Origin of the sequence: Herbiconiux liangxiaofengii (assembly GCF_041927335.1) — a bacterium.
Taxonomy (GTDB): domain Bacteria; phylum Actinomycetota; class Actinomycetes; order Actinomycetales; family Microbacteriaceae; genus Herbiconiux; species Herbiconiux liangxiaofengii.
The window spans coordinates 22702-47790 of sequence record NZ_JBHFHD010000009.1; the positions used below are offsets into that span (position 1 = coordinate 22702).

The 25089-nt window shown below is 71.8% G+C and carries 23 protein-coding genes and 1 tRNA gene; 17 read left to right on the forward strand and 7 right to left on the reverse strand.

The window, feature by feature from the left end; translation table 11 throughout:
• Positions 1-17 precede the first annotated feature (17 nt).
• The 3 genes from ACEXOR_RS08945 to ACEXOR_RS08955 all read left to right on the forward strand — a co-directional run bounded on the left by ACEXOR_RS08945 (position 18) and on the right by ACEXOR_RS08955 (position 2518).
• Entirely contained in the window at positions 18-608 is a 591-nt protein-coding gene (locus ACEXOR_RS08945) for a GNAT family N-acetyltransferase (RefSeq protein WP_374849241.1), read from the forward strand.
• Positions 609-612: 4 nt separating this feature from the next.
• Positions 613-2040, forward strand: a complete 1428-nt coding sequence (locus ACEXOR_RS08950) for an amidase (RefSeq protein ID WP_374849242.1) — start codon at positions 613-615, stop codon at positions 2038-2040.
• 91 nt (positions 2041-2131) lie between these two features.
• Positions 2132-2518 carry an SIP domain-containing protein gene (locus tag ACEXOR_RS08955; RefSeq protein ID WP_374849243.1) on the forward strand — a complete coding sequence of 129 codons (387 nt, stop codon included), beginning with the start codon at positions 2132-2134 and terminating at the stop codon, positions 2516-2518.
• On the opposite strand, the gene ACEXOR_RS08960 is transcribed toward ACEXOR_RS08955, so the two are convergent.
• The 5 genes from ACEXOR_RS08960 to ACEXOR_RS08980 form a co-directional block, all read right to left on the reverse strand.
• Positions 2515-2955, reverse strand: coding sequence for a Fe-S oxidoreductase (locus ACEXOR_RS08960; protein WP_374849244.1), 441 nt, complete (start codon positions 2953-2955; stop codon positions 2515-2517). The genes ACEXOR_RS08955 and ACEXOR_RS08960 overlap by 4 nt on opposite strands.
• Positions 2952-4397 carry a dihydrolipoyl dehydrogenase family protein gene (locus ACEXOR_RS08965; protein WP_374849245.1) on the reverse strand — a complete coding sequence of 482 codons (1446 nt, stop codon included), beginning with the start codon at positions 4395-4397 and terminating at the stop codon, positions 2952-2954. Before ACEXOR_RS08965 ends, ACEXOR_RS08960 begins: the two co-directional genes overlap by 4 nt.
• Before the next feature lie 91 nt (positions 4398-4488).
• Positions 4489-5328, reverse strand: coding sequence for an arginase family protein (locus ACEXOR_RS08970; RefSeq protein WP_374849246.1), 840 nt, complete (start codon positions 5326-5328; stop codon positions 4489-4491).
• Positions 5329-5342: 14 nt separating this feature from the next.
• Entirely contained in the window at positions 5343-6089 is a 747-nt protein-coding gene (locus tag ACEXOR_RS08975) for a PspA/IM30 family protein (RefSeq protein ID WP_374849247.1), read from the reverse strand.
• 76 nt (positions 6090-6165) lie between these two features.
• The gene (locus ACEXOR_RS08980; RefSeq protein WP_374849248.1) at positions 6166-8262 is read right to left on the reverse strand and encodes a TPM domain-containing protein; all 2097 of its coding nucleotides are present in this window, start codon (positions 8260-8262) and stop codon (positions 6166-6168) included.
• Between the two features lie 159 nt (positions 8263-8421).
• On the opposite strand from ACEXOR_RS08980, the gene ACEXOR_RS08985 reads away from it, so the two are divergent.
• Both ACEXOR_RS08985 and ACEXOR_RS08990 read left to right on the forward strand, forming a co-directional pair.
• Positions 8422-9171, forward strand: coding sequence for a gamma-glutamyl-gamma-aminobutyrate hydrolase family protein (locus tag ACEXOR_RS08985; protein WP_374849249.1), 750 nt, complete (start codon positions 8422-8424; stop codon positions 9169-9171).
• A 199-nt stretch (positions 9172-9370) separates the two neighbouring features.
• A complete protein-coding gene (locus tag ACEXOR_RS08990; protein WP_374849250.1) occupies positions 9371-10690 on the forward strand; it encodes a C40 family peptidase in 1320 nt (439 codons plus the stop codon).
• A gap of 18 nt (positions 10691-10708) precedes the next feature.
• Here ACEXOR_RS08990 and ACEXOR_RS08995 read toward each other — a convergent pair whose 3' ends face one another.
• Together ACEXOR_RS08995 and ACEXOR_RS09000 are read right to left on the reverse strand one after the other, a co-directional pair.
• Complete coding sequence (locus ACEXOR_RS08995; RefSeq protein WP_374849251.1) at positions 10709-10909, reverse strand: hypothetical protein; 201 nt, start codon at positions 10907-10909, stop codon at positions 10709-10711.
• A gap of 229 nt (positions 10910-11138) precedes the next feature.
• Positions 11139-11211 (reverse strand) — tRNA-Arg (locus ACEXOR_RS09000).
• Positions 11212-11287: 76 nt separating this feature from the next.
• Here ACEXOR_RS09000 and ACEXOR_RS09005 point away from each other — a divergent pair.
• The 12 genes from ACEXOR_RS09005 to ACEXOR_RS09060 all read left to right on the forward strand — a co-directional run bounded on the left by ACEXOR_RS09005 (position 11288) and on the right by ACEXOR_RS09060 (position 25089).
• Positions 11288-12082, forward strand: coding sequence for a transglutaminase-like domain-containing protein (locus ACEXOR_RS09005; protein WP_374849252.1), 795 nt, complete (start codon positions 11288-11290; stop codon positions 12080-12082).
• Between the two features lie 69 nt (positions 12083-12151).
• Positions 12152-13807: an arginine--tRNA ligase gene (argS, locus tag ACEXOR_RS09010; protein ID WP_374849253.1), complete on the forward strand. Its 1656-nt coding sequence runs from the start codon at positions 12152-12154 to the stop codon at positions 13805-13807.
• 36 nt (positions 13808-13843) lie between these two features.
• Positions 13844-14611, forward strand: coding sequence for an LmeA family phospholipid-binding protein (locus ACEXOR_RS09015; RefSeq protein WP_374849254.1), 768 nt, complete (start codon positions 13844-13846; stop codon positions 14609-14611).
• A gap of 199 nt (positions 14612-14810) precedes the next feature.
• Entirely contained in the window at positions 14811-16244 is a 1434-nt protein-coding gene (gene lysA, locus ACEXOR_RS09020; protein WP_374849255.1) for a diaminopimelate decarboxylase, read from the forward strand.
• Entirely contained in the window at positions 16241-17578 is a 1338-nt protein-coding gene (locus ACEXOR_RS09025) for a homoserine dehydrogenase (RefSeq protein ID WP_374849256.1), read from the forward strand. The genes lysA and ACEXOR_RS09025 overlap by 4 nt, the downstream gene beginning before the upstream one ends.
• A complete protein-coding gene (thrC, locus tag ACEXOR_RS09030; protein ID WP_374849257.1) occupies positions 17578-18699 on the forward strand; it encodes a threonine synthase in 1122 nt (373 codons plus the stop codon). Before ACEXOR_RS09025 ends, thrC begins: the two co-directional genes overlap by 1 nt.
• Positions 18696-19649 carry a homoserine kinase gene (thrB, locus tag ACEXOR_RS09035; protein ID WP_374849258.1) on the forward strand — a complete coding sequence of 318 codons (954 nt, stop codon included), beginning with the start codon at positions 18696-18698 and terminating at the stop codon, positions 19647-19649. Before thrC ends, thrB begins: the two co-directional genes overlap by 4 nt.
• 197 nt (positions 19650-19846) lie before the next feature.
• A complete protein-coding gene (gene rho, locus ACEXOR_RS09040; protein ID WP_374849259.1) occupies positions 19847-22183 on the forward strand; it encodes a transcription termination factor Rho in 2337 nt (778 codons plus the stop codon).
• Positions 22183-23262 (forward strand): peptide chain release factor 1, encoded by a 1080-nt coding sequence (gene prfA / locus ACEXOR_RS09045; RefSeq protein WP_374849260.1) that lies wholly within the window; start codon positions 22183-22185, stop codon positions 23260-23262. Before rho ends, prfA begins: the two co-directional genes overlap by 1 nt.
• A gap of 25 nt (positions 23263-23287) precedes the next feature.
• Positions 23288-24166: a peptide chain release factor N(5)-glutamine methyltransferase gene (gene prmC, locus ACEXOR_RS09050; RefSeq protein WP_374849610.1), complete on the forward strand. Its 879-nt coding sequence runs from the start codon at positions 23288-23290 to the stop codon at positions 24164-24166.
• A gap of 20 nt (positions 24167-24186) precedes the next feature.
• Positions 24187-24378, forward strand: coding sequence for a PLDc N-terminal domain-containing protein (locus ACEXOR_RS09055; RefSeq protein WP_374849261.1), 192 nt, complete (start codon positions 24187-24189; stop codon positions 24376-24378).
• Positions 24379-24426: 48 nt separating this feature from the next.
• Entirely contained in the window at positions 24427-25089 is a 663-nt protein-coding gene (locus ACEXOR_RS09060) for an L-threonylcarbamoyladenylate synthase (protein WP_374849262.1), read from the forward strand.

The following is a 25089-nucleotide window of genomic DNA, read 5'->3' on the forward strand; positions in this document are numbered from 1 at the left end:
TGGGTAGGCTGAAGCCCATGTTGGAAGAGGAGTACCAGCCGCGCCGCACGCTCCCTCGCGCACTGCGGCCGGCCACCGCCGAGAAGCCGCCGCTCGAGGTGCCGTTCGTGTACGAGCTGCGGGATGCGGTGGAGACCGATCTGCCCTACATCCGCGAGATCTACAACCACTACGTGGCCAACACGGTGGTGACCTTCGACGAAGACGCCATGACGCTGAAGGAGTGGCGGCACAAGTTCGCCTGGACCCAGAAGCAGAACTACCCCTTCATCGTGGCGGTCTCGCCCACCGGCACCCTGCTCGGTTTCGCCTACGTGTCGGCCTGGAAGCAGAAGGCCGCCTACCGCCGCACGGTGGAGGACTCGATCTACCTCGGGCCCGCCGCCACCGGCAAGGGCCTCGGCACGGTGCTGCTCGGTGAACTGATCGAGCGGTCGAAGAAGGCCGGCATCAAGGAGATGCTCGCGGTGATCGCCGACCAGGGCGCCGAGGCCTCGATCGCGCTGCACGAGCGCTTCGGCTTCAAGGAGGTCGGCCGGCTGGGCCGCGTGGGCTTCAAGTTCGGCCACTGGCTCGGCACCGTGCTGCTGCAGAAGTCGTTGAAGTAGCGGGATGACCGAGATCCACGAGCTCGGGGCCCTGCAGCAGTACCGGCTGCTGCAGCGCGGCGAGCTGGGCGTGCTCGAGGCGGTCGAGCACTACCTCGCGCGCATCGAGCGGCTGAACCCCGAACTCGGAGCCTTCACCACGGTGACGGCTGACGCCGCGCGGGAGCGGGCGCGCGCCCTCGAGGCGTCAGCCGACCGGACGGCCCTGCTCTGGGGCCTCGCGATCGGCGACAAAGACCTGGTGCGCCGGGCCGGTGTGCGCACCACGTTCGGGTCGCGGGCGTTCGAGCAGTTCGTGCCCGAGGAGTCCGACGACCTGGTGACGCAGCTCGACGCCGCCGGAACCGTGAGCCTCGGCAAGACCTCCGCGCCCGAGTTCGGGCTGCCGAGCTACACCGAGAGCCTCGTCGCACCGCCGGCGAGAAACCCCTATGACGTCTCGCTCGGCGCGGGCGGCAGCAGCGGCGGCGCGGCGGTGGCGGTGGCGGCCGGCCTGCTGCCGTTCGCGCCCGGCTCCGATGGCGGCGGCTCCATCCGCATCCCCGCCGCCGCCTGCGGGCTGGTGGGGTTGAAGCCCTCCCGCGGTCTCGTACCGGGCGGCTCGGGGCAGGATGCGCTGGCCGGGCTGCCGGTGGCGGGCCCGATCGCGCGCACGGTGGTCGACGCCGCCCTGCTGCTGGACGGCATGATCGCGCGCCGGGGCGACCGCATCCGGCACACCCACACGCTGCGGCCGCCGGCCTACGACGACGGGCTCTTCCTGGGCGCCGCCGTGCGGGCCGAGGGCCGTTTCCAGATCGGTGTCACCACGAGCACGCCCTGGCAGCACCAGTACGACATCGAGCTCGACCCAGGGGCGACGGATGCGCTGGCTGTCGCCCGCGACGCCCTGGCCGCCCTCGGTCACGGCATCGAGGAGTTCGATCTCGAGCCGGCGCCGGAGTACGGCCCCGCCTTCCGCACCATCTGGCAGGCCGGCGCCTCCACCCTCCCCGTCGACGACACCACGGAGCCGCTGCTCGAACCGCTCACCCGTTGGCTCCGGGCCCGCGGACGCGCCCTGCCCGCCCATCAACTCGTGGCCGCGCTGGCGACCCTCTCGCGCTTCGAACGCTCGGTCATCCGGCAGTTCGACCGTTTCGATGCCGTGCTCACGCCCGCGATGGCACTCACCCCGCGGCCCGTCGGCTGGTACGACCGCGACGACGGCGAGAAGAACTTCGCACAGCAGGTGCTCTACACGCCGTACACGTCGTTCGTGAACGTCGCGGGGCTGCCTGCCATCACGCTGCCGGTGCACCGCACGGCCGAGGGGCTGCCGATGGGGGCCCAGCTGATCGGCCGACCCGGGGGAGAGGCCACGCTGCTCGCGCTCGGGCGGCAGCTCGAGCGGCGCCTGCACTGGGAACGGGTGCATCCGCCGCAGTGGTGAGAGGCCGCACCCGGCACGGCGTGGGATGCACCTGGGAGGTGCGCTGTGAGGTGTGGCAATCCTAAGTAAGGCATGCCTATACTGAAGCCAAATGTATGTGATCGCCTCCGAACCCAGCACCGTCTCCCGAGCGACGGGCCGCGTGCTCATCGCCGGCACCGAAGCCGATCTCGGCGAGATCCGGGCCCTGGTCGCCTCGCTCGGTGAGCGGGCCGCCGGTCAGGTGTTCGTCGAGGTGCCGTCGGCCGCGATGGTCGATCCCATCAGCACGCCCGAGCGGGTCACGGTCACGTGGCTGGTCCGGGATGCGCGAACCGGCGAGATGGGCTCCGGCCTGTCGTGCGCCCCCGGTCAGGCTGTGGGTCGCGCCGTGCACGCCTGGGTGGGCGAGATGTCCACCGGCGACGTCGCCCTCGACGGCGACGACCTGTGCCTGTGGCTCGGCCGCGACGTGCCGAGCGACCGCATCACGGTCTAGTCCTCCGACTCGGCCCGCCGTCGCGGCAGGTAGTTGCCGTCTTCCAGGCCCGCCTCGATCTCGAAGTGGTTGTGCAGCGGATCGCGTCCGGCCAGCGCGTAGAGCAGCGGGAACATCATCCCGTACTGCTTCCACTGCTGCCGGTGCACCGCCTCGTGCCGCAGCACGTGCGCGGCGTCGTTGTCGCGCGTGAGGTACACCCCGCCCACGCAGGTGCCGCCGCGCTTGAAGGCCCAGCTCGGCAGGCCCGTGCACACGAACAGCCCGTCGACGCGGCGCACCCGGCCCGTGCTGAGCAGGGTGCCGGCCACCAGGGCCACCGAGGTGGCGTAGAGGTAGCCGGCGCGGGCCAGCGGCGGGTAGTAAAGGGTGCTGCGCAGCCGCTCGAGGCGGCTGGTTCGCTCTGCGCGGTTCGCGCCGGTTCTCACGTCGCTCATGCGCTCTGCCGACCGTAGGTCTCGAGCAGGCGCAACCACACCTCGCTGATGGTGGGGTAGGAGGGCACCGCGTGCCACAGCCTCGACAGGGGAACCTGGCCCACCACGGCCACGGTGGCGGAGTGCAGCAGCTCCTGCACGTCGGGCCCCACGAAGGTGACCCCGAGCACCACCTGCCTGTCTTCGTCGACCACCATGCGGGCGGTGCCGGTGTACCCGTCGGTGTGCACGCTCGCCCCCGCCACGCTGCCGATCTCGTAGTCGACGGCCGTGATGCGGTAGCCCGCCTTCTCGGCGGCGGCCGCGGTGAGTCCCACGGAGGCCACGGCCGGGTCGGTGAAGGTCACCTGCGGAACCGCTTCGTGGTCGGCGGTGGCCACATGGCGCCCCCAGGCCTCGGTGTGCAGCTGGGCGCCCGTGGCTCGCGCCACGATCACGTCGCCGGCCGCCCTGGCCTGGTACTTGCCCTGGTGGGTCAGCAGCACGCGGTGGTTCACGTCGCCGACCGCGTAGAGCCACTCCCCGTCCAGCGGGGTGCCGTCGGAGCCGAGCACCAGCAGGGTGTCGTCGGTGTCGAGCCACTCGTCGGGCGTGAGGCCGATCGCCTCGAGGCCGAGGTCTCCCGTGCGGGGCAGGCGCCCGGTGGCCACCAGGATCTCCTCCGACTCGATCACGTCGCCGTCGCCGAGGGTGGTGCGCACCAGGCCGTCGACGCCGCGCTCCACCCGCTCGGGCGAGCCGCCCAGCCGGATGTCGACGCCGAGCTCCTTCAGCGCATCCGACACCAGTTCGCCGGCGAACGGCTCCTGGCCCGCCAGCAGCGAGCCGCGCACCAGCAGGGTCACGGCGGAGCCGAGCGAGGCGTAGGCGGTGGCCATCTCGGCCGCCACCACCCCGCCGCCGACGATGGCCAGGCGCGGTGGGATGCTCTGGGCGCTGGTGGCTTCGCGGCTCGTCCATGGCTTCACGTCGGCCAGACCCGGGATGTCGGGCAGCAGCGCGACGGAGCCGGTCGCGACGGCCACCGCGTGACGGGCGCGCAGCGGGGTGGCGTCGCCGTCGACCGAGCGCACCACGAGCTCCTTCACTCCCGTGAACACGGCGTGACCGCGCACGAGGTCGATGCCGGCTCCCGACACCCACTGCACCTGGCCGCTGTCGTTCCAGTCGCTGGTGAAGGAGTTGCGCCGCTGCAGCACCGCTGCTGCGTCGATCGCTCCCGTCACGGCCTGCTTCGCCCCACCGACCGCCTGCGCGGCGCGCACCACCTCGCCGGCGCGCAGCAGTGCCTTCGATGGCATGCACGCCCAGTAGGAGCACTCGCCGCCCACCAGCTCGGCCTCGACGAGGGCCACCGAGAGGCCGCCCTGCACGGCGCGGTCGGCCACGTTCTCGCCCACCGCACCGGCTCCGATGACGATGAGGTCGTATTCCTTGGTCATTGCTGCTCCTGGTGCTCGAAGTGCGGGGTGGTCGAAGTGCGGGGTGGTCGTGCTGCGGGCTGGGGGAGGTCGGGCCGGCGGGCGGCCCGGGTCAGCGCACGAGGGCCGAGACGATGCGCAGGATGGCGGGCAGGTCGTCGACCGCGGCATCCGGACTGGCGGGGGCGAACTCGGTGATGCCGGCACCCACGAGGGGGAACGCCTCCCGAACCGCGCGGATGGCCGCCACGAGGGTGGGCACCGACACGCCGAACGGCTCGGGGAACGCGACCCCGGTGATCTCGCTCGGATCGAGCACGTCGAGGTCGACGTGCAGATACACCTCGGTGACCCCGGAGTCGCGGAGGGCTGCCACCAGCGCCGTCGGGTCGTCGAGACCGGCCGGGTCGAGCATCCGGATGCCGGCCTCGGCGATGTAGTCGGCCTCGGCGTCGTCCAGCGAGCGGGTGCCCGCGAGCACCAGCTGCGTGGGGTCGAGCGCCGCCTCACGGGCGAGCTCGGAGGGCCCGCCGCCGAGGAGCGCGCGCAGCACCATGCCGTGGAAGGCGCCCGACGGCGACGTCTCCGTTGTGTTCAGGTCGGCGTGGGCGTCGAACCAGACCACCCCGAGGCGCGCCCCGGCGGCCCGGCCGGGGCGCGACGCGGCGTGCCTGACCCCGGCGAAGTCCACTCCGCAATCGCCGCCGATGATCACCGGGATGCCGGTGACGTCGGCCAGCACGGCCTCGGTGGCTTCGGCCACGGTGAGCACCGAGGTGAAGCGATGCACCCCGGTGTCGAGCGAATCGCCGGCGCCGGCGGGTACCTCGACCACTCGGGTGGCGGCGGCGGGCAGGTCTCCCCGCACCGCCTCCGCCCCGTCGATCAGCCGCATCGCACGGCTCGAGCCGGAGCCCTGCCACGCCGGGACGACCACGAAGGTCGCACTCATCGGGATGGCCGAACCTACTCGCCGCTCGTGACGGCGGGAGCGCCGGAGCCGGAGCCCGCCTTCAGAGCGGCCAGCCGCGCCTCGACCTCGGTGAGTTCACCGAGGTCGTCGAGGCTCTCGAACTGGGCGTCGACACTGGAGGCGTTGAGCTCCTCCTGGCCGCGCACCCGCGCCTCTTCGCGGCGGATCTTCTCCTCGAAACGGCCGAGGTCGGAGGTGGGGTCGAGCACGTCGATGTTCTTCAGGGCGGCCTGCACCTGGCTCTGGGCCTCGGCGGTCTTGGCTCGGGCCACGAGGTTGTCGCGCTTGGTCTTGAGCTGACCGAGCTTCTCCTTCATGGCCGTCAGGCCCGCCTTGAGCTTCTCGACCGACTCGGTCTGGCTGGCGATCGAGGGCTCCGCATCCTTCGCCTCGTTCTCCGACTGCAGCTGACGGGTGAGGGCAACCTTGGCCAGCGCGTCGAACTTGTCGGCGTCGGCCGCGTTGCCGGCCGAGCGGAACTGATCGGCCTTCTGGCTCGCCGCCAGCGCCTTGCGACCCCAGTCGGAGGCCGCGGCCACGTCTTCGCGGTGGTCGTCCTCGAGCAGGCGCAGGTTGCCGATGGTCTGCGCGATGGCGCTCTCGGCGTCGGCGATGTTCGAGGTGTAGTCGCGCACGAGCTGATCGATCATCAGCTGCGGGTCTTCGGCCTGGTCGATCAGGTTGTTGATGTTCGCCTTCGCGAGCTGCGCGATGCGACCGAAAATCGACTGCTTTGCCATCGTGTCTCCTTCTTGTGCTGCCTGTGGGTGTCTGGTGGTGCTGAGTCTCGTTGGTCCGTGTCGGATGTCGTGACGGTCAGAAGCGCCCGCCGCCGCCACGCCGGCCCCCGCCGCCGAAGCTGCCGCCGCTGGATCGTCGGCCGCCGCCGCCGAAACCGCCCCCGAAGCTTCCTCCGCCGCCCCGTGACGAGCCGCCGAACCCGCCGCGGTATGACGATCCGCCGCCCCCGCCCCCGCCCCCGCCCATGCCGCCGATGATGCCGCCCAGAAGACCTCCCGAGAAGCTGTCGTCGCTGGAGTACCGGCCCGAACCGCTGCTGCTGCCCCAGCTGCTCTCGTCCGACTGGGCCCACGACACGTCCTGCCGCGCCGACGCGGAGGCGCGCGCGGCGAGCTCCGTGGCGCTGGTGGCTTCGCGGAGCGCCCCCTCCGCGTCGCTCACCGCGAGGGCGTGCGCCTGGTCGAGATGACGCTGAGCCTCGGAGAGCCGGGTGCGTGCATCCGCCCCCACCGCGCCACGACGGGTGTCGAGGAAGCGCTGGGTCGAGGCCACCTCGCTCTCGGCGGTCGCGATGGCGCGGTCGCGTTGGGCGGCGAGCCGTTCGAGGCGCTGCTGCTCCGATCTGACGGCAGCGAGGGCGTCGTCCAGTGGCGTGTCGGCTCGTTCCAGGGCCAGTCGCGCGTTCAGCGGATCGCGGGCCCCGATCGAGCGGGCCCGCTGGAGTTCCACGGTGAGTGCGGCCGACAGGCCCGCGATTCCGGTGCCGGGCGACTGGGTTTCCAGCTGGGCGGCGGCGGCGAGGTCGGCCTCGGCGTCGGCCACTGCGGCAGCCAGCCCCGCGGTGGCCTCGCCGAGATCCTTCTCGAGCGTGACCACGGCCAGCCCGATGGTGCGAACCTGGGCCGAGGCCTGGCGGGCAGCCCGGATGTGCACGGCCGCCTCGCCGGTGCGCGACGCCGTGATGGCAGCCTCGGCCTCGGAGAGCTCGGCCTCGGCGAAGGCCCGGAGCTTCTCGATCTGCTCGGCGCTGCCGGCCACCGTGGTGAGGGCCGGGGCGTCGTACGACGCGGCGAGGGCAGTGAGGCGCTCCCGAACCTCGGCCGGAGCGGTCTCGGAGTCGGCGAGCTCCTTCCGGGCCTCGGCCAGTGCGGGAGCCGGGTCGCGCTCCACGTCGCGGAGGGCGTCGAACGCTTCCGCCTCGGCGTCGAGCCGCGCGTCGGCCTTCTCGCAGATCTCGATGATCTCCAGCGACCAGGCCCGGCGCTGCTCGTCGGTGTCGGGAACGGCGTCGTCGAGCTTCTGCTTGATCGTGAAGGCGCGGGAGAGCTCGCTCTTCACCTCAGCCAGCGCGGTCTGGAAGGGGGCAGCGGCATCTCCGAACTGCGCCACGGCGAACCCGAGCTCCTCGGTGCTGGACGTGACCGCGTCGTCGAGCTCCACGAGAACGGCGCCCACCTTCTGGTCGAGCTCCTTCTGGCTGGGGCCGCTGGCCTCCACCTGCGCGGTCTCGCTCGCGTCGAGGCGGCGACGGCGACGGATGATCACGGCGATCACGAGCGCCCCCACGATCACGATGATCACGACCGCCACCACCCAGACCAGTCCGCCCAGCCCGCTCGCGGCGTTGTCGCCCGACGAGCTCCCGCCCGCCGATCCGCCGTCGAGTTCGCGCGCGATGCCCTCGGCGGCTCCGACCGCCGCGCCCGCCCAGTCGCTCGAGCGCAGACTGGGCACGATGTCGTCGGTCTCGATCGTGGACAGCTGACCGTCGCTCAGCGAGAAGCCCGACGCCACCGAGAGCTGGTAGAGCCGATCGTCGACCGCCACGGCCAGCAGCACGTCGTTGGTGCCCAGCTGGTTCAGCTCGGCGGTCTCGCTGGCCCACTGCTGCCGGTCGCTGGGATTCTCGAACCGGTCGGTGTAGACGACGAAGAGGTTCACGCCCTGCTCCGTGGCGAGGGTGTCGACCGCCTGCTGCACCTCGGCGGCCGAGCTGCCGAGCACGCCGGCGTCGTCGACCACGTAGCGGCCGTCGAGCGACACCGGGTCTCCGGCAAGCGCGGCGGTCGCCGGCAGGCCCACGAGAGCCGCCGTGAGGGCGAACAGCGCGGCGATGACGGCCGGGCGTCGATGCCGGAGGGCCGGGGAGCTGGCTCGGTGCGGAGGTCTCATTGCCTGAAGTCTAGGAGGGGCGCACCGCGCGCGCCACGAATCCGTGCGGGCTCCGAGGGATTTGCGGCAGCCTCGCGGGAGTGCGGGGGCGGCCGCGAATGTTGCGCCGGATGACGGCGGCGGATGCGAGGGCGGTGCGGGCTCGTCAGGATGGACGACATGGTCTCCGCCCCCCGCCTCAGCGTCGTCGTCGTGACGACCGAGCGACCGCACGCACCGGAGTACCACGCGTACTCGCGGCTGCTCACGGCCCGGGCGGTCGAGGCCTCGCTGGCGGCAGGCTGGCAGGTCGACCTGGTGGCCGCCGGAGACCAGGCTGTGGCGTCGACCCTGGCCCGCACCGACGGTGCCGAGGCGGTCGTCATCCTCGGCGGGGAGGACATCGCGCCCGAGTACTACGGGGCCTCTCGCGGCTACCGCGCCGAGGGCCGCCACGTGGAGCGTGCCGACGACGCGCAGATCGCCCTGGTGCAGCGCTCCCTCGGGCGGGGAACCCCGCTCCTGGGCATCTGCCGCGGCCACCAGATCGTGAACGTCGCCCTCGGCGGCACGCTCGTGCAGGATCTCGGCGAGGGTTCGGCGCACCGCCGTGACGGCGAGCCGATCGAGCGGGTCATGTCGACGCACGACGTCGCGCTCGTGGGCGGCACCGCCGTGGCCGATCGGCTGATCGGAGACCTCGGTTCCGTGATCGCCACGCAGAGCGCCCACCACCAGGCCGTCGACCGATTGGGCGAGGGGCTGGCGGTCGCGGCCACCGCGGTCGACGGGCTGATCGAAGCCGTGGCGCACCGCTCGGCGCCCATCCTCGGCGTGCAGTGGCACCCGGAGGATCCGGGGGCCGTTCGCGGCCAGTTCGCGGCTCTGCTGGGCGCGGTCACGGCCCCGGCCCTCGCCGTCGCCGCCTGAGCGCTCCTGGTTCTGCGGGCCGGGACTCCGGCTGTGCCCGGCCGGCCGGCTGCTGCTGGAGGGCGCGACTATAAGGCCGCTGCCGCACATCCCGCTGTCACATTCTGCGGCGTGTTGCTAATGTGATGGATGTTATTGATGTTGCGTATGTGACTGGAGTGATCCAGGAGCCCGCATCCCGACCATCAGAGGGCCTTTCATGCCGCACGCTCCGTCACCCGTCCGCCGCCGACGGCTGTCCGCTGCCACGGCGCTCGCGACCGCCGTCGCCCTGGCCACCACGCTGATGGTCACCTCGCCGGCGGCCGCCACCGACTACCCCTCGTGGGACGACGTCGTCGCCGCCCGGGCGAGCCAGAGCGCCACCGAGAGCCAGATCTCCACCCTGCAGGGCCTGATCGCCGGGTTGCAGGCCGACGTCGATGCGGCGACCGCGGTGGCCGACCAGGCGTGGGCCGCCGACCGCACCGCCCAGGAGGCACTGGCCGACGGCACGCAGAAGGCCGACGCCCTGAAGGCCCAGGCCGAGCAGGCCGCGGCATCGGCCGAGCAGTCGAAGAAGCGGGCGGCCGCTCTCGCCGCCCAGTTCGCGCGGAGCGCCGGCAACGACCTCACCTCGCAGCTGGCCGTCGCCGGCGCGGGCAGCGACGACCTGCTCTACCAGCTGGGCGCGATGTCGAAGCTCTCCGAGACCTCGCAGCACGTGTTCGCCGCGGCGAAGCAGGACCAGAACACCGCCACCTCGCTGGCCGGTCAGGCCGAGGTCGCCCAGAGCGAGCTCGCGAAGCTCGCCGAGGCCGCTCAGGCCTCGCTGTCGTCGGCGGTCGATGCGCAGAAGACCGTGCAGGGTGCGCTGCTCGAGCAGGAGAGCCATCAGTCCTCGCTCGAGGTGCAGCTCGCGGCGCTGCAGCAGAACAGTGACATGACCGAGGCCCAGTACAACGAGGGCGTGCGGGTCGAGACCGAGCGCCGCGTCGCCGCCGAGCAGGCCGCTGCTGCCGCGGCCGCCGCGGAGCAGGCTGCCCGCGATGCGGCTGCGGCCGCGGGCTCGGGGTCGTCGGACGATTCCGGTTCGGGCGATTCGGGCTCCGACGGCGGTTCGTCGTCAGACAGCGGAGAGTCGTCTGGCGGAGGGTCGTCAGGCGGCGGCATCGCGGTCAGCCCGCCGGCCCAGTCGTACAGCGGTGACGCCGTGGTGGCGTACGCCGAGCAGTTCGTGGGCGTGGTGCCCTATGGCTACGGCGCCGACCCCAACGACTCCTTCGGCTGCGACGGCCTCACGCAGTATGTGTACGGGCAGTTCGGTATCTCGCTGCCCCGTCTGGTGAGCCGTCAGGCGGCGATGGGGGTGCGGGTCTCCGCCCAGGATGCGCAGGCCGGCGACCTGGTGGTGTGGCCGGGTGCGCACATCGGCATCTACGACGGCCAGGGCGGTGTCATCCACTCGCCCGACTGGGGACGCTACGTCACCCACGCCACCGGGCTCTGGGGCAGCTACTACTTCGTGCGCCTGGTCTGATCGTCGGTGCCGGCGTGATCAGCTCGTCGGCGCCGGGGTGACCGACTCGACGCTGCCGTCGGAGGCGAGCACCACGTGCTCGAGCCCGCGCGTGCGGGCCCAGAGGCGGCCCTCGGCGATGGCCTGGCTGCGCACGACGTGACTCGACAGATCGGTCGCTTCGCCGCGCATCCGGTTGTGCCACATGTTGCGGCGTCGGTACGTCTCGACGGCATCCATGCCCGAACAGTACCGCTCGCCCCTCGCCCCCGACACCACCACCTTCGGGGGATACCCCGCCCCACGAACGCAAGCGCGGGCGGCCCCCGAATGCACAGCGCGGATGGCCCCTTTGAAGGGCGGCGACCCTAGAACACAAAGCCCAGGTGGCCCCCTGAAAGGGCGGTTGCCCTAGAACGCAACGGCGGTTGCGCCGCAGAGGCGGCGGCGCAACGAAAAAAATTGCCAGTGCCCCCAGTAGGATTTGAACCTACGGCCTTCTGCTCCGGAGGCAGACGCTCTATCCCCTGAGCTATGGGGGCCCGGGGTGCGTCAACAAGGTTAGCAGGCTGCGACGACGGCGTTCGCACCATCACTTCGTCGTGTGAGGATCAGACCATGCAGCGTTCCGTCTTCGCGGCCATCGATTCCACCATCGACCGGCCCACCACCGTCGTGTTCTCCATCGCCGCCGCCGAGGGCGCGTCGCTCGTGAGCGAGTCGGTCGAGTACCGTCTCGACGGCGCCCCGGTCGACTTCGAGACCGTGCTGGATCAGCACGGCACGCGCCTGCACGTGTTCGACGTGTCGGCCGGCAGTTTCTCGGCCCGCTACGAGGCCGTGGTCGAGGGCCGGTCGGTGCCGGCGCCGGTCGAGACCGTCGACCTCATCCGGTACCTGCGGCCGAGTCGCTACTGCGAGAGCGACACCCTGCTGCCCACGGCGCAGGGGGAGTTCCGGGGCCTGGAGGGTCGTGACCTGCTCGCGGCGGTGAGTTCCTGGGTGGGCGCCGAGCTCCGCTACGTGCCGGGTTCCAGCGCGCCCACCGACGGGGCCGTGCAGACGCTGCTGCTGCGTCAGGGCGTCTGCCGCGATTACGCGCACCTCGTGATCGCCCTGCTGCGCGCGCTCGACGTCCCGGCCCGCCTGGTGTCGGTCTATGCGCCCGGGCTCTCGCCGATGGATTTCCACGCGGTGGCCGAGGCCTACGTCGACGACGCCTGGCAGGTGGTCGACGCCACCACTCTGGCGCCGCGCGACTCGCTGCTGCGTATCGCGACCGGTCGCGACGCCTCCGACACCGCCTTCCTCACCAACCACGGGGGCTTCCTGCGCCTGGATCGCCTCGAGGTGGGCGCCGTGGTCGACGTGCTGCCGAACGACGACATCGACCGGCTCGTGCAGCTCGGCTGATCCCGCTGCCGGGCGCCGGGCCCGGCCTCTGGCGGGGCGTCGGGCGGCGCGGGCGTAGAATCGTTCGCCGTGACTCCTGAAGCCCTCGCCGCCGCTCTCTTCGCCATCGTGAGCGACCGTCTCGCCGCCGTGCCCGACGTGTCGATCACCGAGTCGGATGCCGCGCTCGAGCGCCCCCGCAACCGCGATCACGGCGACTGGGCTTCGAACATCGCGATGAAGCTCGCGAAGCGTCTCGGCACCAACCCGCGCGACTTCGCGTTGGAGTTGGCTCCGCTGATCCAGCGCATCGACGGCGTCTCGAGCGTCGACGTGGCCGGCCCCGGCTTCATCAACATCACGTTGGACACCGCGGCGGCCGGTGAGATCGCCCGCTCCATCGTCGACGCCGGCGAGGCGTTCGGCCGTAACGAGGTGCTCGCCGGGCACGTGATCAACATGGAGTTCGTCTCGGCCAACCCCACCGGCCCGCTGCACATCGGGCACACCCGGTGGGCCGCTCTCGGCGACTCGATCGCGCGGGTGCTCCGCGCATCCGGGGCCGAGGTCACCACCGAGTACTACATCAACGACGCCGGCAGCCAGATGGACACCTTCGGCCTCTCGGTGCTGGCCGCCGCGAAGGGCGAGCCCACGCCCGAGAAGGGCTACCCGGGCGCCTACATCCAGACCCTGGCCCAGCGCGTGCTCGAGGCCGTGCCCGACCTGCTCGCCAAGCCGGAGGACGAGGCGCTGGGCCTTGCCCGCGACCTCGCCTACGAGTACCAGCTCGCCGAGATCAAGCAGTCGCTGGAGAACTTCCACGTGCACTTCGACGTGTTCTTCTCCGAGCGCACGCTGCATGCCCCGGATGCCGCTTCCGGCCTCACCGCCATCGACGACGCCGAGGCGCGGCTGCGCGCCGAGGGCCACGTCTTCGAGGCCGACGACGCCGTGTGGGTGCGCACCACCGACTTCGGCGACGACAAAGACCGCGTGCTCACCCGGGGCAACGGCGTGGTGACGTACTTCGCGGCCGATGCGGCCTACTACCTCAGCAAGAAGGATCGCGGTTTCGGGGAGAAGATCTACCTGCTGGGAGCCGACCACCACGGCTACGTGGGGCGCCTGAAGGCCCTCGCCGCCGCGGCCGGCGACGACCCCGACACGCTCACGGTGCTGATCGGTCAGCTGGTGAACCTCAACGGCGCGAAGCTGTCCAAGCGTGCCGGCAACATCATCGAGCTCGACGACCTGCTCGCCTGGCTCGGTGCCGATGCGCTGCGCTACTGGCTGGGGCGCTACCCGGCCGACTCGCCGCTCTCGCTCGAGGGCGAGAAGCTGCGTTCACGCACCAACGACAACCCCGTCTTCTACGTGCAGTACGCCCACGCCCGCACCCGCTCGGTGGCGCGCAACGCGGCCGAGGCCGGCGTGACCCGCGCCGACTTCGAGCCGGGGCTGCTCGTGCACCCCACCGAGACGGCGCTGCTCGGCGCGCTGCAGGAGTTCCCGCGGGTGGTCGCCCACGCGGCCGAGCTCCGCGAGCCGCACCGCGTGGCCCGCTACCTCGAAGAGCTGGCCGGGTACTATCACCGCTGGTACGACGCCTGCCGCGTGCTGCCGTTCGGCGACGAGGCGATCGCGCCGGTGCACGGAACCCGGCTGTGGCTGAACGACGCCACCGGCCAGGTCATCCGCAACGGCCTCGACCTGCTCGGCGTCTCGGCCCCCGACCGCATGTAGCTCCCGGTGGCGGGCGGGACCGGGCAGGATGGGGGCATGAGCACCCAGGCTTACGACACCGTGCCCGCTGCCGAGCCGCGGCGGCGGCGCTGGGTGTGGTGGCTCGTCGGCATCGTGGTGGTGCTCGCGGTGCTGGTGGTGGTGGCCGACGTGGCGCTCCGCGCCTACGCCCAGGGCCAGGCGGAGTCGCAGATCGAGCAGCAGCTGCCCGACAACGTCGAGGGCGACGTCGCGGTGTCGATCGGTGGTTTCTCGTTCCTCGCCCAGGTGCTCGGCGGGTCGCTCGACGAGGTCACCCTCGACGCGCCGTCGCTGACGGTGCAGGGAGTGCCGATCGCGGCGCACGTGGTGGCGACCGGGGTGCCCACCGATCTCACGAAGCCGGTGGGCGACATCCGGGCCCAGGTGACGCTCGACCAGGACGCGGTCGACTCCGTGATCACGCTGCCCGGCGACGCGACCCTCGCGCTCGGCGACGGCGACGTGTCGTACGAGGGCAGCCTGGAACTGTTCGGGGTGCCGATCGGCTACCGCGTCACCGGTGAGGTGACGGCCTCCGGCACCGACGTGGTCATCCAGCCCCAGGGCGCCGAGCTCACCCAGGGCGGCAGCACCCTCGACCTCGGTGGAGCCCTGCAGGGTGTGGCGAGCGATCCCATCACGGTGTGCGTCGCGCAGTACCTCCCGCAGGGTGTCTCGGTGCAGTCGTTCGACGTCGCACCGCAGCAGGCCACGGTGGTGCTCACCGCGAGCGACTTCGTGGTGGGCGAGGACAGCCTCCGCACGCTCGGCACCTGCCCGTAGCCGGCGCGCACCGGCCCGCGCGGCCCGACGCCGCCACCCGCTAGGATCGTGTGCACGTGCGGGTGTGCATGCCCCGCCGACGGCTTCAGGGACCAAGCCAGGTCCGCTCGCCCCCTGTCCCGCTCCGCGGCAGCCGCCACGACCGACGCCGGGCCATCCGGCCGCGGCAGTCGATCCTCCAGCACAAAGGGATCCACCCATGACCGTCAGCCCCATCGCCCCCGCGTGGCTGGGCCTCCCGGCCGATGCCAACGCCCTCGACCCGGCTGTCTGGTCGCAGAACGCGCGCCGGGCAGCCTCGGGCGAGATCGAGTTCGCCGGCATCCCCGCCTCGGCACTCGCCGGCCGTTTCGGCACCCCGCTCTACGTCGTCGACGAAGCGGATGCCCGTTCCCGCGCCCGCGGCATCCGCGACGCCTTCTCCGCCGAGGCCGCCGCGGCCGGCAGCACCGCCACCGTGTACTACGCGGCGAAGGCGCTGCTCACCATCGAGGTGGCGCGCTGGATGGCCGAGGAGGGCCTCTGGATCGACGTGTGCTCCGGCGGTGAGCTCGCGGTGGCCCTCGCGGCGGGCGTCGACGCCGGCCGGCTGGGCCTGCACGGCAACAACAAGTCGGTGGCCGAGATCGACCGGGCCGTCGCGGCCGGCATCGGTGTGATCGTGATCGACAGCGCGATCGAGATCGAGCGCGTGGCCGAGGCCGCCGCCCGGCACGACCGCGTGCAGCCGGTGCGCCTGCGCGTGAACAGCGGCGTGCACGCGCACACCCACGACTTCCTGGCCACCGCCCACGAAGACCAGAAGTTCGGCGTGCGGCTCGACCAGGCCGCCGAGTACACCGCCGCCATCCGCTCGCACGACTCCCTGCGCTTCCTCGGCCTGCACTGCCACATCGGCTCGCAGATCTTCGGCTCCGACGGGTTCGCCGAGTCGGCGGCCCGGCTGCTCGAGGTGCACGCCCAGCTGCTGGCGCAGGGAGAGGTGCCCGGCCTCAACCTCGGCGGCGGCTTCGGCATCGCCTACACCTCGGCCGACGACCCCACCCCCGTGGCCGAGCTCGCGGCGGCCATCGTGGGCTCGGTGGCCCGGGAGTGCGCGCGCCTGGGCATCCCGGTGCCCGCCCTGGCCTTCGAGCCCGGCCGCTCGGTCGTGGGCCCGGCCGGAGCCACCCTCTACGAGGTGGGCACGATCAAAGACGTGCTGGTCACGGTTCCCGACGAGCCGGGCACCGGCGGCTCGGGCGCCGACGAGGTGGTGCGCCGCTACGTGAGCGTCGACGGCGGCATGAGCGACAACGCGCGCACGGCCCTCTACGGCGCCGACTACTCGGTGCGCATCGCGAGCCGGTCGACGGATGCGGACCCCGCCCTCGTCCGCGTCGCCGGCAAGCACTGCGAGAGCGGCGACATCGTGGTGAACGCCGACTACCTGCCCGGCGACGTGCGGCCAGGAGACCTGGTGGCCGTTCCGGCCACGGGCGCCTACTGCTTCTCGCTCTCGAGCAACTACAACTACCTCACGCGCCCGGCCATGGTGGCCGTGGCCGACGGCGAGGCCCGCCTGCTCGTCCGTCGCGAGACCGAGCACGACCTGCTGGCGCGCGACGCCGCCTACTCCGGAGACGCCCGATGATCGAATACCGCAACCTCCGCATCGCGCTCCTCGGCGCCGGTTCCGTCGGATCACAGGTGGCCCGGCTGCTGCTCGAGCACGGCGACGAGCTGGCCGCGCGGGTGGGCGCCGGGCTCGAGCTCGTGGGCGTGGCCGTGCGCGACGTCGATGCGAAGCGGGATGTCGACATCCCGCGGGAGCTCCTCACCACCGACGCCCACACCCTCATCCAGTCGGCCGACGTCGTGATCGAGTTGATGGGCGGCATCGAGCCGGCCCGCGAGTACATCCTCGCCGCCATTAACTCCGGCGCCGACGTGGTGACGGGCAACAAGGCCCTGCTGGCCACGCACGGCCCCGAGCTGTTCGCGGCGGCGGAGCAGGTGGGCGCGCAGCTCTACTACGAGGCGGCGGCGGGCGGCGCCATCCCGATCATCAGGCCGCTGCGCGACTCGCTCGCGGGCGACCGGGTGCGCCGCGTGATGGGCATCGTGAACGGCACCACCAACTTCATCCTCGACCGGATGGACGTGCAGGGCGACAGCTTCGAGAACGCCCTGGCCGTGGCCACCGAGCTCGGCTACGCCGAAGCCGACCCCACCGCCGACGTGGAGGGCTACGACGCGGCCCAGAAGGCGGCCATCCTCGCCAGCCTCGCCTTCCACACCGCCGTTCCGGTGGAGTCCGTGCACCGCGAAGGCATGACGACGGTCACCGCCGCGCAGGTGGTCGCGGCCGAGAAGGCCGGATTCGTGGTGAAGCTGCTCGCCATCTGCGAGCGGCTGACCGACCCCGAGACCGGGGTGGAGGGCGTCGTCGCCCGTGTGCATCCCGCGTTGATCAGCCGGCGTCATCCGCTCGCCGCCGTGCACGACGCCAAGAACGCCGTGTTCGTGCAGGCGGAGGCCGCCGGCGACCTGATGTTCTACGGGGCCGGCGCCGGCGGAACCGAGACCGCCTCGGCGGTGCTCGGCGACCTGGTGTCGGCCGCGCGCCGCCACGTGGCCGGCGGCCCGGGCGTGGGGGAGTCGGTGCACGCGAACCTGCCCGTGTTCGGCATCGGCTCGGTCACCACGCGCTACCAGCTCACCCTCGTCGTCACCGACAAGCCGGGTGTGCTGGCCCAGATCGCCGGCCTGTTCAGCGAGCACGGCGTCTCGGTCGAGGCGTTGCAGCAGACCGTGGCCAGTGCCGCGGCGGGCCGGTCGGGCGATCAGCCGCTCACCGCTACCCTTGTGATCATCACGCACGAAGCCACCGAGGCCGCCCTGGCTGCCACCGTGGCCGCTGTCTCGGCCCACGACGCCGTCGTTCGGGTCGAGTCAGTGCTACGAGTTGAAGGAGACACGCCCTAGTGGCCGACAGCACCCCCCGCATCCCGTCCCGCGGTATCGAGTCACGGCAGTGGCGCGGAGTTCTCCACGAGTACGCCGACCGGCTCGGCATCACCGAGGCGACCCCCGTGGTCACGCTCGGCGAGGGCGGCACGCCGCTCATCCCGGCCCCGGCCCTGTCCGCTCGCACCGGCGCGAAGGTGTACATCAAGTACGAGGGCATGAACCCCACGGGCTCCTTCAAAGACCGCGGCATGACCATGGCCATCTCCAAGGCCGTCGAGCACGGCGCCAAGGCCGTCATCTGCGCCTCGACCGGCAACACCTCGGCCTCGGCGGCCGCCTACGCCACGCACGCCGGCATCACCGCCGCCGTGCTCGTGCCCGAGGGCAAGATCGCGCTCGGCAAGCTCAGCCAGGCCATCGCCCACAACGCCCAGCTCATCCAGGTGCAGGGCAACTTCGACGACTGCCTCGACCTCGCGCGCGACCTCTCGGCGAACTACCCCGTGCACCTGGTGAACTCGGTCAACCCCGACCGCATCGCCGGCCAGAAGACGGCGGCCTACGAGGTGGTCGAGGTGCTGCAGGATGCGCCCGACTTCCACCTGCTGCCGGTGGGCAACGCGGGCAACTACACCGCCTACTCCCGCGGCTACACCGAGGAGCTCGAGCGCGGCGTCACCACCAGGCTGCCGCGGATGTTCGGGTTCCAGGCCGCCGGCAGCGCGCCGATCGTGCTGGGCGAGATCGTCAAGCACCCCGACACCATCGCCAGTGCCATCCGCATCGGCAACCCGGCGTCGTGGGAGCTCGCGATCGCCGCCCGCGAGGCCACCGACGGCTACTTCGGCGCCATCTCCGACGACGACATCCTCACGGCGCACCGGCTGCTCTCGGCCGAGGTGGGCGTGTTCGTGGAGCCCGCCTCCGCGATCGGTGTGGCCGGTCTGCTGGAGCGCTCGGAGGCGGGCGTCATCCCCGCCGGCGCCACCGTCGTGATCACCGTCACCGGTCACGGCCTGAAAGACCCGCAGTGGGCGCTCCGCACCGCCGACGGCGGAGAGGTGAAGCCCACCGTGGTGCCCGTCGACGCCGCCGAGGTGGCCGGGGTGCTCGGGCTCGTCAAGGCCGCCCAGTGACCGCGATCGCGCCCGAGCTGCCCCCGGTGGGCCGCCGCGCCACCGTGCGCGTTCCGGCCACCACGGCGAACCTCGGCCCCGGTTTCGACACGCTCGGCCTCGCGCTCGCCCTCTACGACGAGCTGACCGTCACCGTGCGCCCCGAGACGGGCGTGTACGTCGACGTGCACGGTGTGGGCGCCGGCGAGGTGCCGACGGACGAGTCGAACCTCGTGGTGCGGGCGATCGCGCACACGTTCGCGGCCTTCGGGCTCGCGCTGCCGAACCTCCACCTCGAGGCGCACAACGTCATCCCGCACGGGCGGGGGCTCGGCTCCTCGGGTGCGGCGATCGTCTCGGGCATCATGGCCGCGAAGGGCCTGCTCGAGGGAACCGTCGAGATCGACGCCGCGAAGCTGCTCGCCCTCGCCACCGAGCTCGAGGGCCACCCCGACAACGTGGCCCCCGCCCTGTTCGGCGGTCTCACCATCGCCTGGGTCACCCCCGAGGGTCCGCAGCACAAGAAGCTCATCGTGCACCGCGGGGTCTCGCCGCTGGTGCTCGTGCCGCACGAGACGATGTCGACCGCCCTGGCCAGGAGCCTCCAGCCGGAGTCGGTGCCGCACGCCGACGCCATCTTCAACGTCTCCCGGTCGACGCTGCTGATCGCGGCGCTCATCCAGAGCCCCGAGCTGCTGCTCGCTGCAACGGAGGACAAGCTGCACCAGAGCTACCGGGCGAGCGCGATGCCCGAGACCGATCGGCTCATCCAGGCACTCCGGGCCGAGGGCTTCCCGGCCGTCGTCTCGGGAGCCGGGCCGAGCATCCTGGTGCTCTGCAGCGACCCCGGGCAGCGTCTCGCCGCCGCGGAACTGGTCGCGGAGAAGGCCGCGACACCCTGGCAATCGCTCGTCCTGGCCGTGGACTTCAAAGGTGCTACAGTGGTGACGCACCCGGAGGAACAGAACTGACGCTCAGTTTCTTGTTGGGCTTCTGAATCCCGTCCCGGTGCAATTCTCCCAATCATTTGCTGCCGCGTGCAGAGACGTATCCGGCCCGTGTTGAGTCGCACTGCTTCGCAGTCGAGTCTCGCTGGTTGATGCGTCCCCCTTCTGCGGACAGTTCTCTGCCTGGCCTCTCGCGCCGCAGGGGAAGGACCACGAACTCCGTGACTGACGTCAACACCACTCCCGAGCTGTCAACGCTCAAGGTCTCCGAGCTGCAGGCCATCGCGGCCGGCCTCGGCATGGCCGGTGCCTCGAAGCTCCGCAAGGGCGACCTCATCGAGGCCATCCGGCGGGTGCGGGAGGGCGCCGAGCTGCCCGCCGCCACCGCCGCCGTGCTCGACCTGCCGGTCGAGGCCCCCGCCGAGGCGGCTCCGGCCGTCCGGCAGGCCCCGATCGAGCAGGCCCCGGCCGAACCGGCCTCGGCCGGGCAGGCTCCCGCTGCCGAGCCGGCTCCCGCCGAGCAGGCGCCGGCTGCGGCCGCCGCCGACCGGGGAGTCGCCGGCGACGCCGCCGCCGACCTGCCCATCGTTCCCGACGAGTTGCTCCGCCAGGCTCCCGTGGCCGACAGCGCTCCCACCCAGCTCGACGAGATCGAGCTGCCGGAAGGCCCCGTGTCTCCCAAGCGCCGCTCGCGCCGGGTGAGCACCGAGCGCGTCACCGCCGAGCGGGCCAGCACCGAGCGGGTTCCCGCCGGCGGCCACGCCAATCACGAGACGCCCGAGGCGCCGATCCTCCCCGTCGACGCGACGCCGGAGACCCGCACCGAGCAGGGCGACGAGCCCCGCAGCGAGGGCGAGCAGTCGGAGCAGGCTCCCCGTGAGGGCCGAGGCCGCGGCCGCAACCGCCGCAACCGCGGAGGCAACAACGGCGCCGAGAACACCGACGGCCAGAGCAACGGCGCGCAGAACGGCAACGGCCAGAACAACAACAGCCAGAACAATGGCGCGCAGAACGGCAACGGCCAGAACAACAACGGCCAGAACAATGGCGCGCAGAACGGTCGCGGCCAGAACGACGGCAACCAGAACGACCGCAACGCGCAGAACGACCGCGCGCAGAACGATCGCAACCAGAACGACCGGGCTGCGCAGAACGAGCGCAGCAACCAGAACGACCGCGCCGCGCAGAACGACCGCAACGAGCGTCAGCAGGCCGCCGACCGCAAGCAGCAGGAGGCCGACGACCGTCGCGCCGACGAGCTGGGCGACCGCAGCGACCGGGGCGCCCGCAACCGCTACCGCGACCGCAAGCGCCGCGGCCAGACCGGTGGCGACGAGATCGAGCCCGAGATCTCCGAGGACGACGTGCTCATCCCGGTGGCCGGCATCCTCGACATCCTCGACAACTACGCCTTCGTGCGCACCAGCGGCTACCTGCCGGGCAACAGCGACGTCTACGTCTCGCTCGGCCAGGTGAAGAAGTACAACCTGCGCAAGGGTGACGCCGTCGTCGGCTCCATCCGCCAGCCGCGGGAGGGCGACTCCAACGGCCGCCAGAAGTACAACGCCATCGTGCGCATCGAGTCGATCAACGGCCTGCCCGTCGACGAGGCGCAGAACCGCGTGGAGTTCGGCAAGCTCACCCCGCTCTACCCGCAGGAGCGCCTGCGCCTGGAGACCGAGCCCGGCAAGCTGACCCAGCGCATCATCGACCTGGTCGCCCCCATCGGCAAGGGCCAGCGCGGCCTCATCGTCGCGCCCCCCAAGGCCGGCAAGACCATCGTGCTGCAGCAGATCGCCAACGCGATCTCGACCAACAACCCCGAGGTGCACCTCATGGTGGTGCTGGTCGACGAGCGGCCCGAAGAGGTCACCGACATGCAGCGCACGGTCAAGGGCGAGGTCATCGCCTCGACCTTCGACCGCCCCGCCGAAGACCACACCACCGTCGCCGAGCTCGCCATCGAGCGCGCCAAGCGCCTGGTGGAGCTCGGTCACGACGTGGTGGTGCTGCTGGACTCGATCACCCGCCTCGGCCGCGCGTACAACCTCGCGTCGCCGGCCTCGGGCCGCATCCTCTCTGGCGGTGTCGACGCCTCGGCGCTGTACCCGCCGAAGCGCTTCTTCGGAGCCGCGCGCAACATCGAGAACGGCGGATCGCTCACGATCCTCGCCACCGCGCTGGTGGAGACCGGCTCGAAGATGGACGAGGTGATCTTCGAGGAGTTCAAGGGCACCGGCAACTCCGAGCTCCGCCTCTCGCGCCAGCTCGCCGACAAGCGCATCTTCCCCGCGGTCGACGTGAACGCGTCGAGCACCCGCCGCGAGGAGCTGCTGATGGGCGCCGACGAGACCAAGATCACCTGGAAGCTGCGTCGCGCCCTCGCCGGTGTCGACCAGCAGCAGGCGCTGGAGATCGTGCTCGGCCGGCTGAAGGAGACCTCCTCGAACGTGGAGTTCCTGATGCAGGTGCAGAAGTCGATGCCGGCTCCCGCCCAGGGCCACAGCACCGGACACAACGGCTCCTCGCACAACGGGTACGGCCACAAGGGCGAGTGATGTTCGAGTCAGTCGCTGCGCTGCAGGCCGAACACGACGACCTGCAGCAGCAGCTCTCCGATCCGGAGCTCCACAGCGATCCGGCGCGCTCCAAGCGCGTCAACCGCCGCTACGCCGAGCTCAGCCGCATCGTGGCCGCGCACGCCGCCTGGGCGAAGAACGTCGAAGACCTCGAGGCCGCCCGCGAGCTGGCCGCGGAGGACGAGGCGTTCGCCGAGGAGATCCCGAGCCTGGAGGCCGTGCTCGCCGAGAACGAGGAGAAGCTCCGGCGACTGCTCATCCCGCGCGACCCGGATGACGCCCGCGACGTGATCATGGAGATCAAGGGCGGCGAGGGCGGCGCCGAGAGCATGCTCTTCGTCGCCGACCTGCTGCGCATGTACCTGCACTACGCCGAGTCCAAGGGCTGGAAGACCGAGCTCCTCGAGCGCACCGAGAGCGATCTCGGCGGCTACAAAGACGTGCAGGTCGCCGTCAAGGGCAAGTCGACCGACCCCGCCGAGGGCGTCTGGGCGCACCTGAAGTACGAGGGCGGCGTGCACCGCGTCCAGCGCGTGCCGGCCACCGAGTCGCAGGGCCGCATCCACACCTCCGCCGCCGGTGTTCTCGTCTTCCCCGAGGTCGACGAGCCCGAAGAGGTCGAGATCAGCCCCAACGACCTCAAGATCGACGTGTTCCGCTCCTCTGGCCCCGGCGGTCAGTCGGTGAACACCACCGACTCCGCCGTGCGCATCACCCACCTGCCCACGGGCATCGTGGTGTCGATGCAGAACGAGAAGAGCCAGCTGCAGAACCGTGAGGCCGGCATGCGCGTGCTGCGCGCGCGCATCCTGGCCAAGCAGCAGGAGGAGCTCGATGCGGAGGCGAGTGCCGCGCGCAAGAGCCAGATCCGCTCGGTCGACCGCTCCGAGCGCATCCGCACCTACAACTACCCCGAGAACCGCATCGCGGACCACCGCACCGGCTACAAGGCCTACAACCTCGACCAGGTGATGGACGGCGCACTCGAGCCCATCATCCAGTCGGCCATCGCGGCCGACGAGGAGGCCCGCCTCGCCGCCATCGGCTCCGACGAGTGACCCGGCCGTGAGTCTCGCCGACACCATGACCGCGCCGCAGGTGACCGTGCGATCGCTCTTCGAGCGCTCCACGGCCATCCTGGCGGCCAGCGGCGTCCTCGACGCCGAGATCGACGCCGAGCTGCTCATCGGCCACGTGCTCGGCGCCTCGCGCGGCCGGGTGCAGTCGCTGGTGGTGACGGATGCGCCGCTCGGCGCCGAAGAGACCGTCGCCATCACCGAGGCGGTCGAGCGCCGCGCTGCGCGCGAGCCGCTGCAGCACATCACCGGAGTCGCCTGGTTCCGCTCGCTCGAGCTGGCCGTGGGCCCCGGGGTGTTCGTGCCGCGGCCCGAGACGGAGTTCGTCGCGGGGCTCGCGATCGACGCACTGCGCGCCGTGGTGCCCGCCGACGGCGCGCATCCGCTGGCCGTCGACCTGGGCACCGGGAGCGGTGCCATCGCCCTGGCCCTGGCCACGGAGGTGCCGCACGCCGAGGTGGTGGCGGTGGAGAACTCCACGGCGGCCTTCATCTGGGCGAAGCAGAACTTCCGCTCGGTGGGCGCCGAGAACGCCCGGGTGGCCTTCATCGACCTCGCCGACGCGCTGCCGGAGCTCGACGGCACGGTCGACGTGGTGGCCTCCAACCCGCCCTACATCCCACTCGGCGCGATTCCCCGCGACCCCGAGGTGCGCCTGCACGACCCCGAGCACGCGCTCTACGGGGGAGAGGACGGCCTCGACGTGGTGCGCGCGGTCTCGGCCACCGCACGGCGGCTGCTGCGAACCGGTGGCAGCCTGGTGATCGAGCACGGCGACCTGCAGGGCCCGTCGATGCGCGCCCTGCTCGAGGCCGACGGCTGGCGCGCCGTGGCCACGCACCGCGATCTCACCGGCCGCGACCGGGCGACCACCGCCATCCGCTGACCTCTCGCTAGGATTCCGGTATGGAACCCGTCAGCTTCAGTTTCGGCCTCATCGGTCTGATCGTCTTCATCGTCACGGTGGTGTCGATCGTGCGCAACCCCAACCACAGCGGCCTGGGCAAGTTCGTCTGGATCCTCGTGGCGTTCTTCCTGTCGATCCTGGGCTCCATCCTGTGGCTGATCTTCGGCCGCGGGCGCGTTCCCAAGCGCTGAGCGGGTCGTCCCGGAGCCGCCACGGCGGCCCGGCTATCATGGGGTGAGATGTCTTCCATTCACGACTGCTCCGTGCCCGCGGAGCTCCTCACCGGCATGCGGCTGGCCCGTTCGGCGATCGGCCGCGGCGAGCTCGTCGTCATCCCCACCGACACGGTCTACGGCGTCGCCGCCGACGCCTTCCAGCCCCGTGCGGTGCAGCGCCTGCTCGACGCGAAGGGCCGCACGCGGCAGTCGCCGCCCCCGGTGCTGATCCCCGGCTCGCCCACGCTCGACGCGCTCGCCACCGGCATCCCGCAGTCGGCGCGCGACCTGGTCGACGCGTTCTGGCCCGGTGGGCTCACCATCATCCTGCGGGCGACCCCGTCGCTCGCGTGGGACCTCGGCGACACCGGCGGCACCGTGGCGCTCCGGATGCCCGACGACCCGATCGCGCTCGCCCTCCTCGCCGACACGGGCCCGCTGGCCGTCTCCAGCGCCAACCTCACCGGGGTCGCCGCGGCCACCACGGCCGCCGCCGCCGAGGAGATGCTCGGCTCGAGCGTGTCGGTGTACCTCGACGGGGGAGATCGGCTCGACGCCGTGGCCTCCACCATCGTCGACGCTACGCGGCCCGACGGCTCGATCACCGTGGTGCGTCGTGGGGCCGTGTCCGACGAGCGGCTCCGCGAGGTCGTCGGCGACCTCCTGACGGCCGAGCCCGGCAGCTGA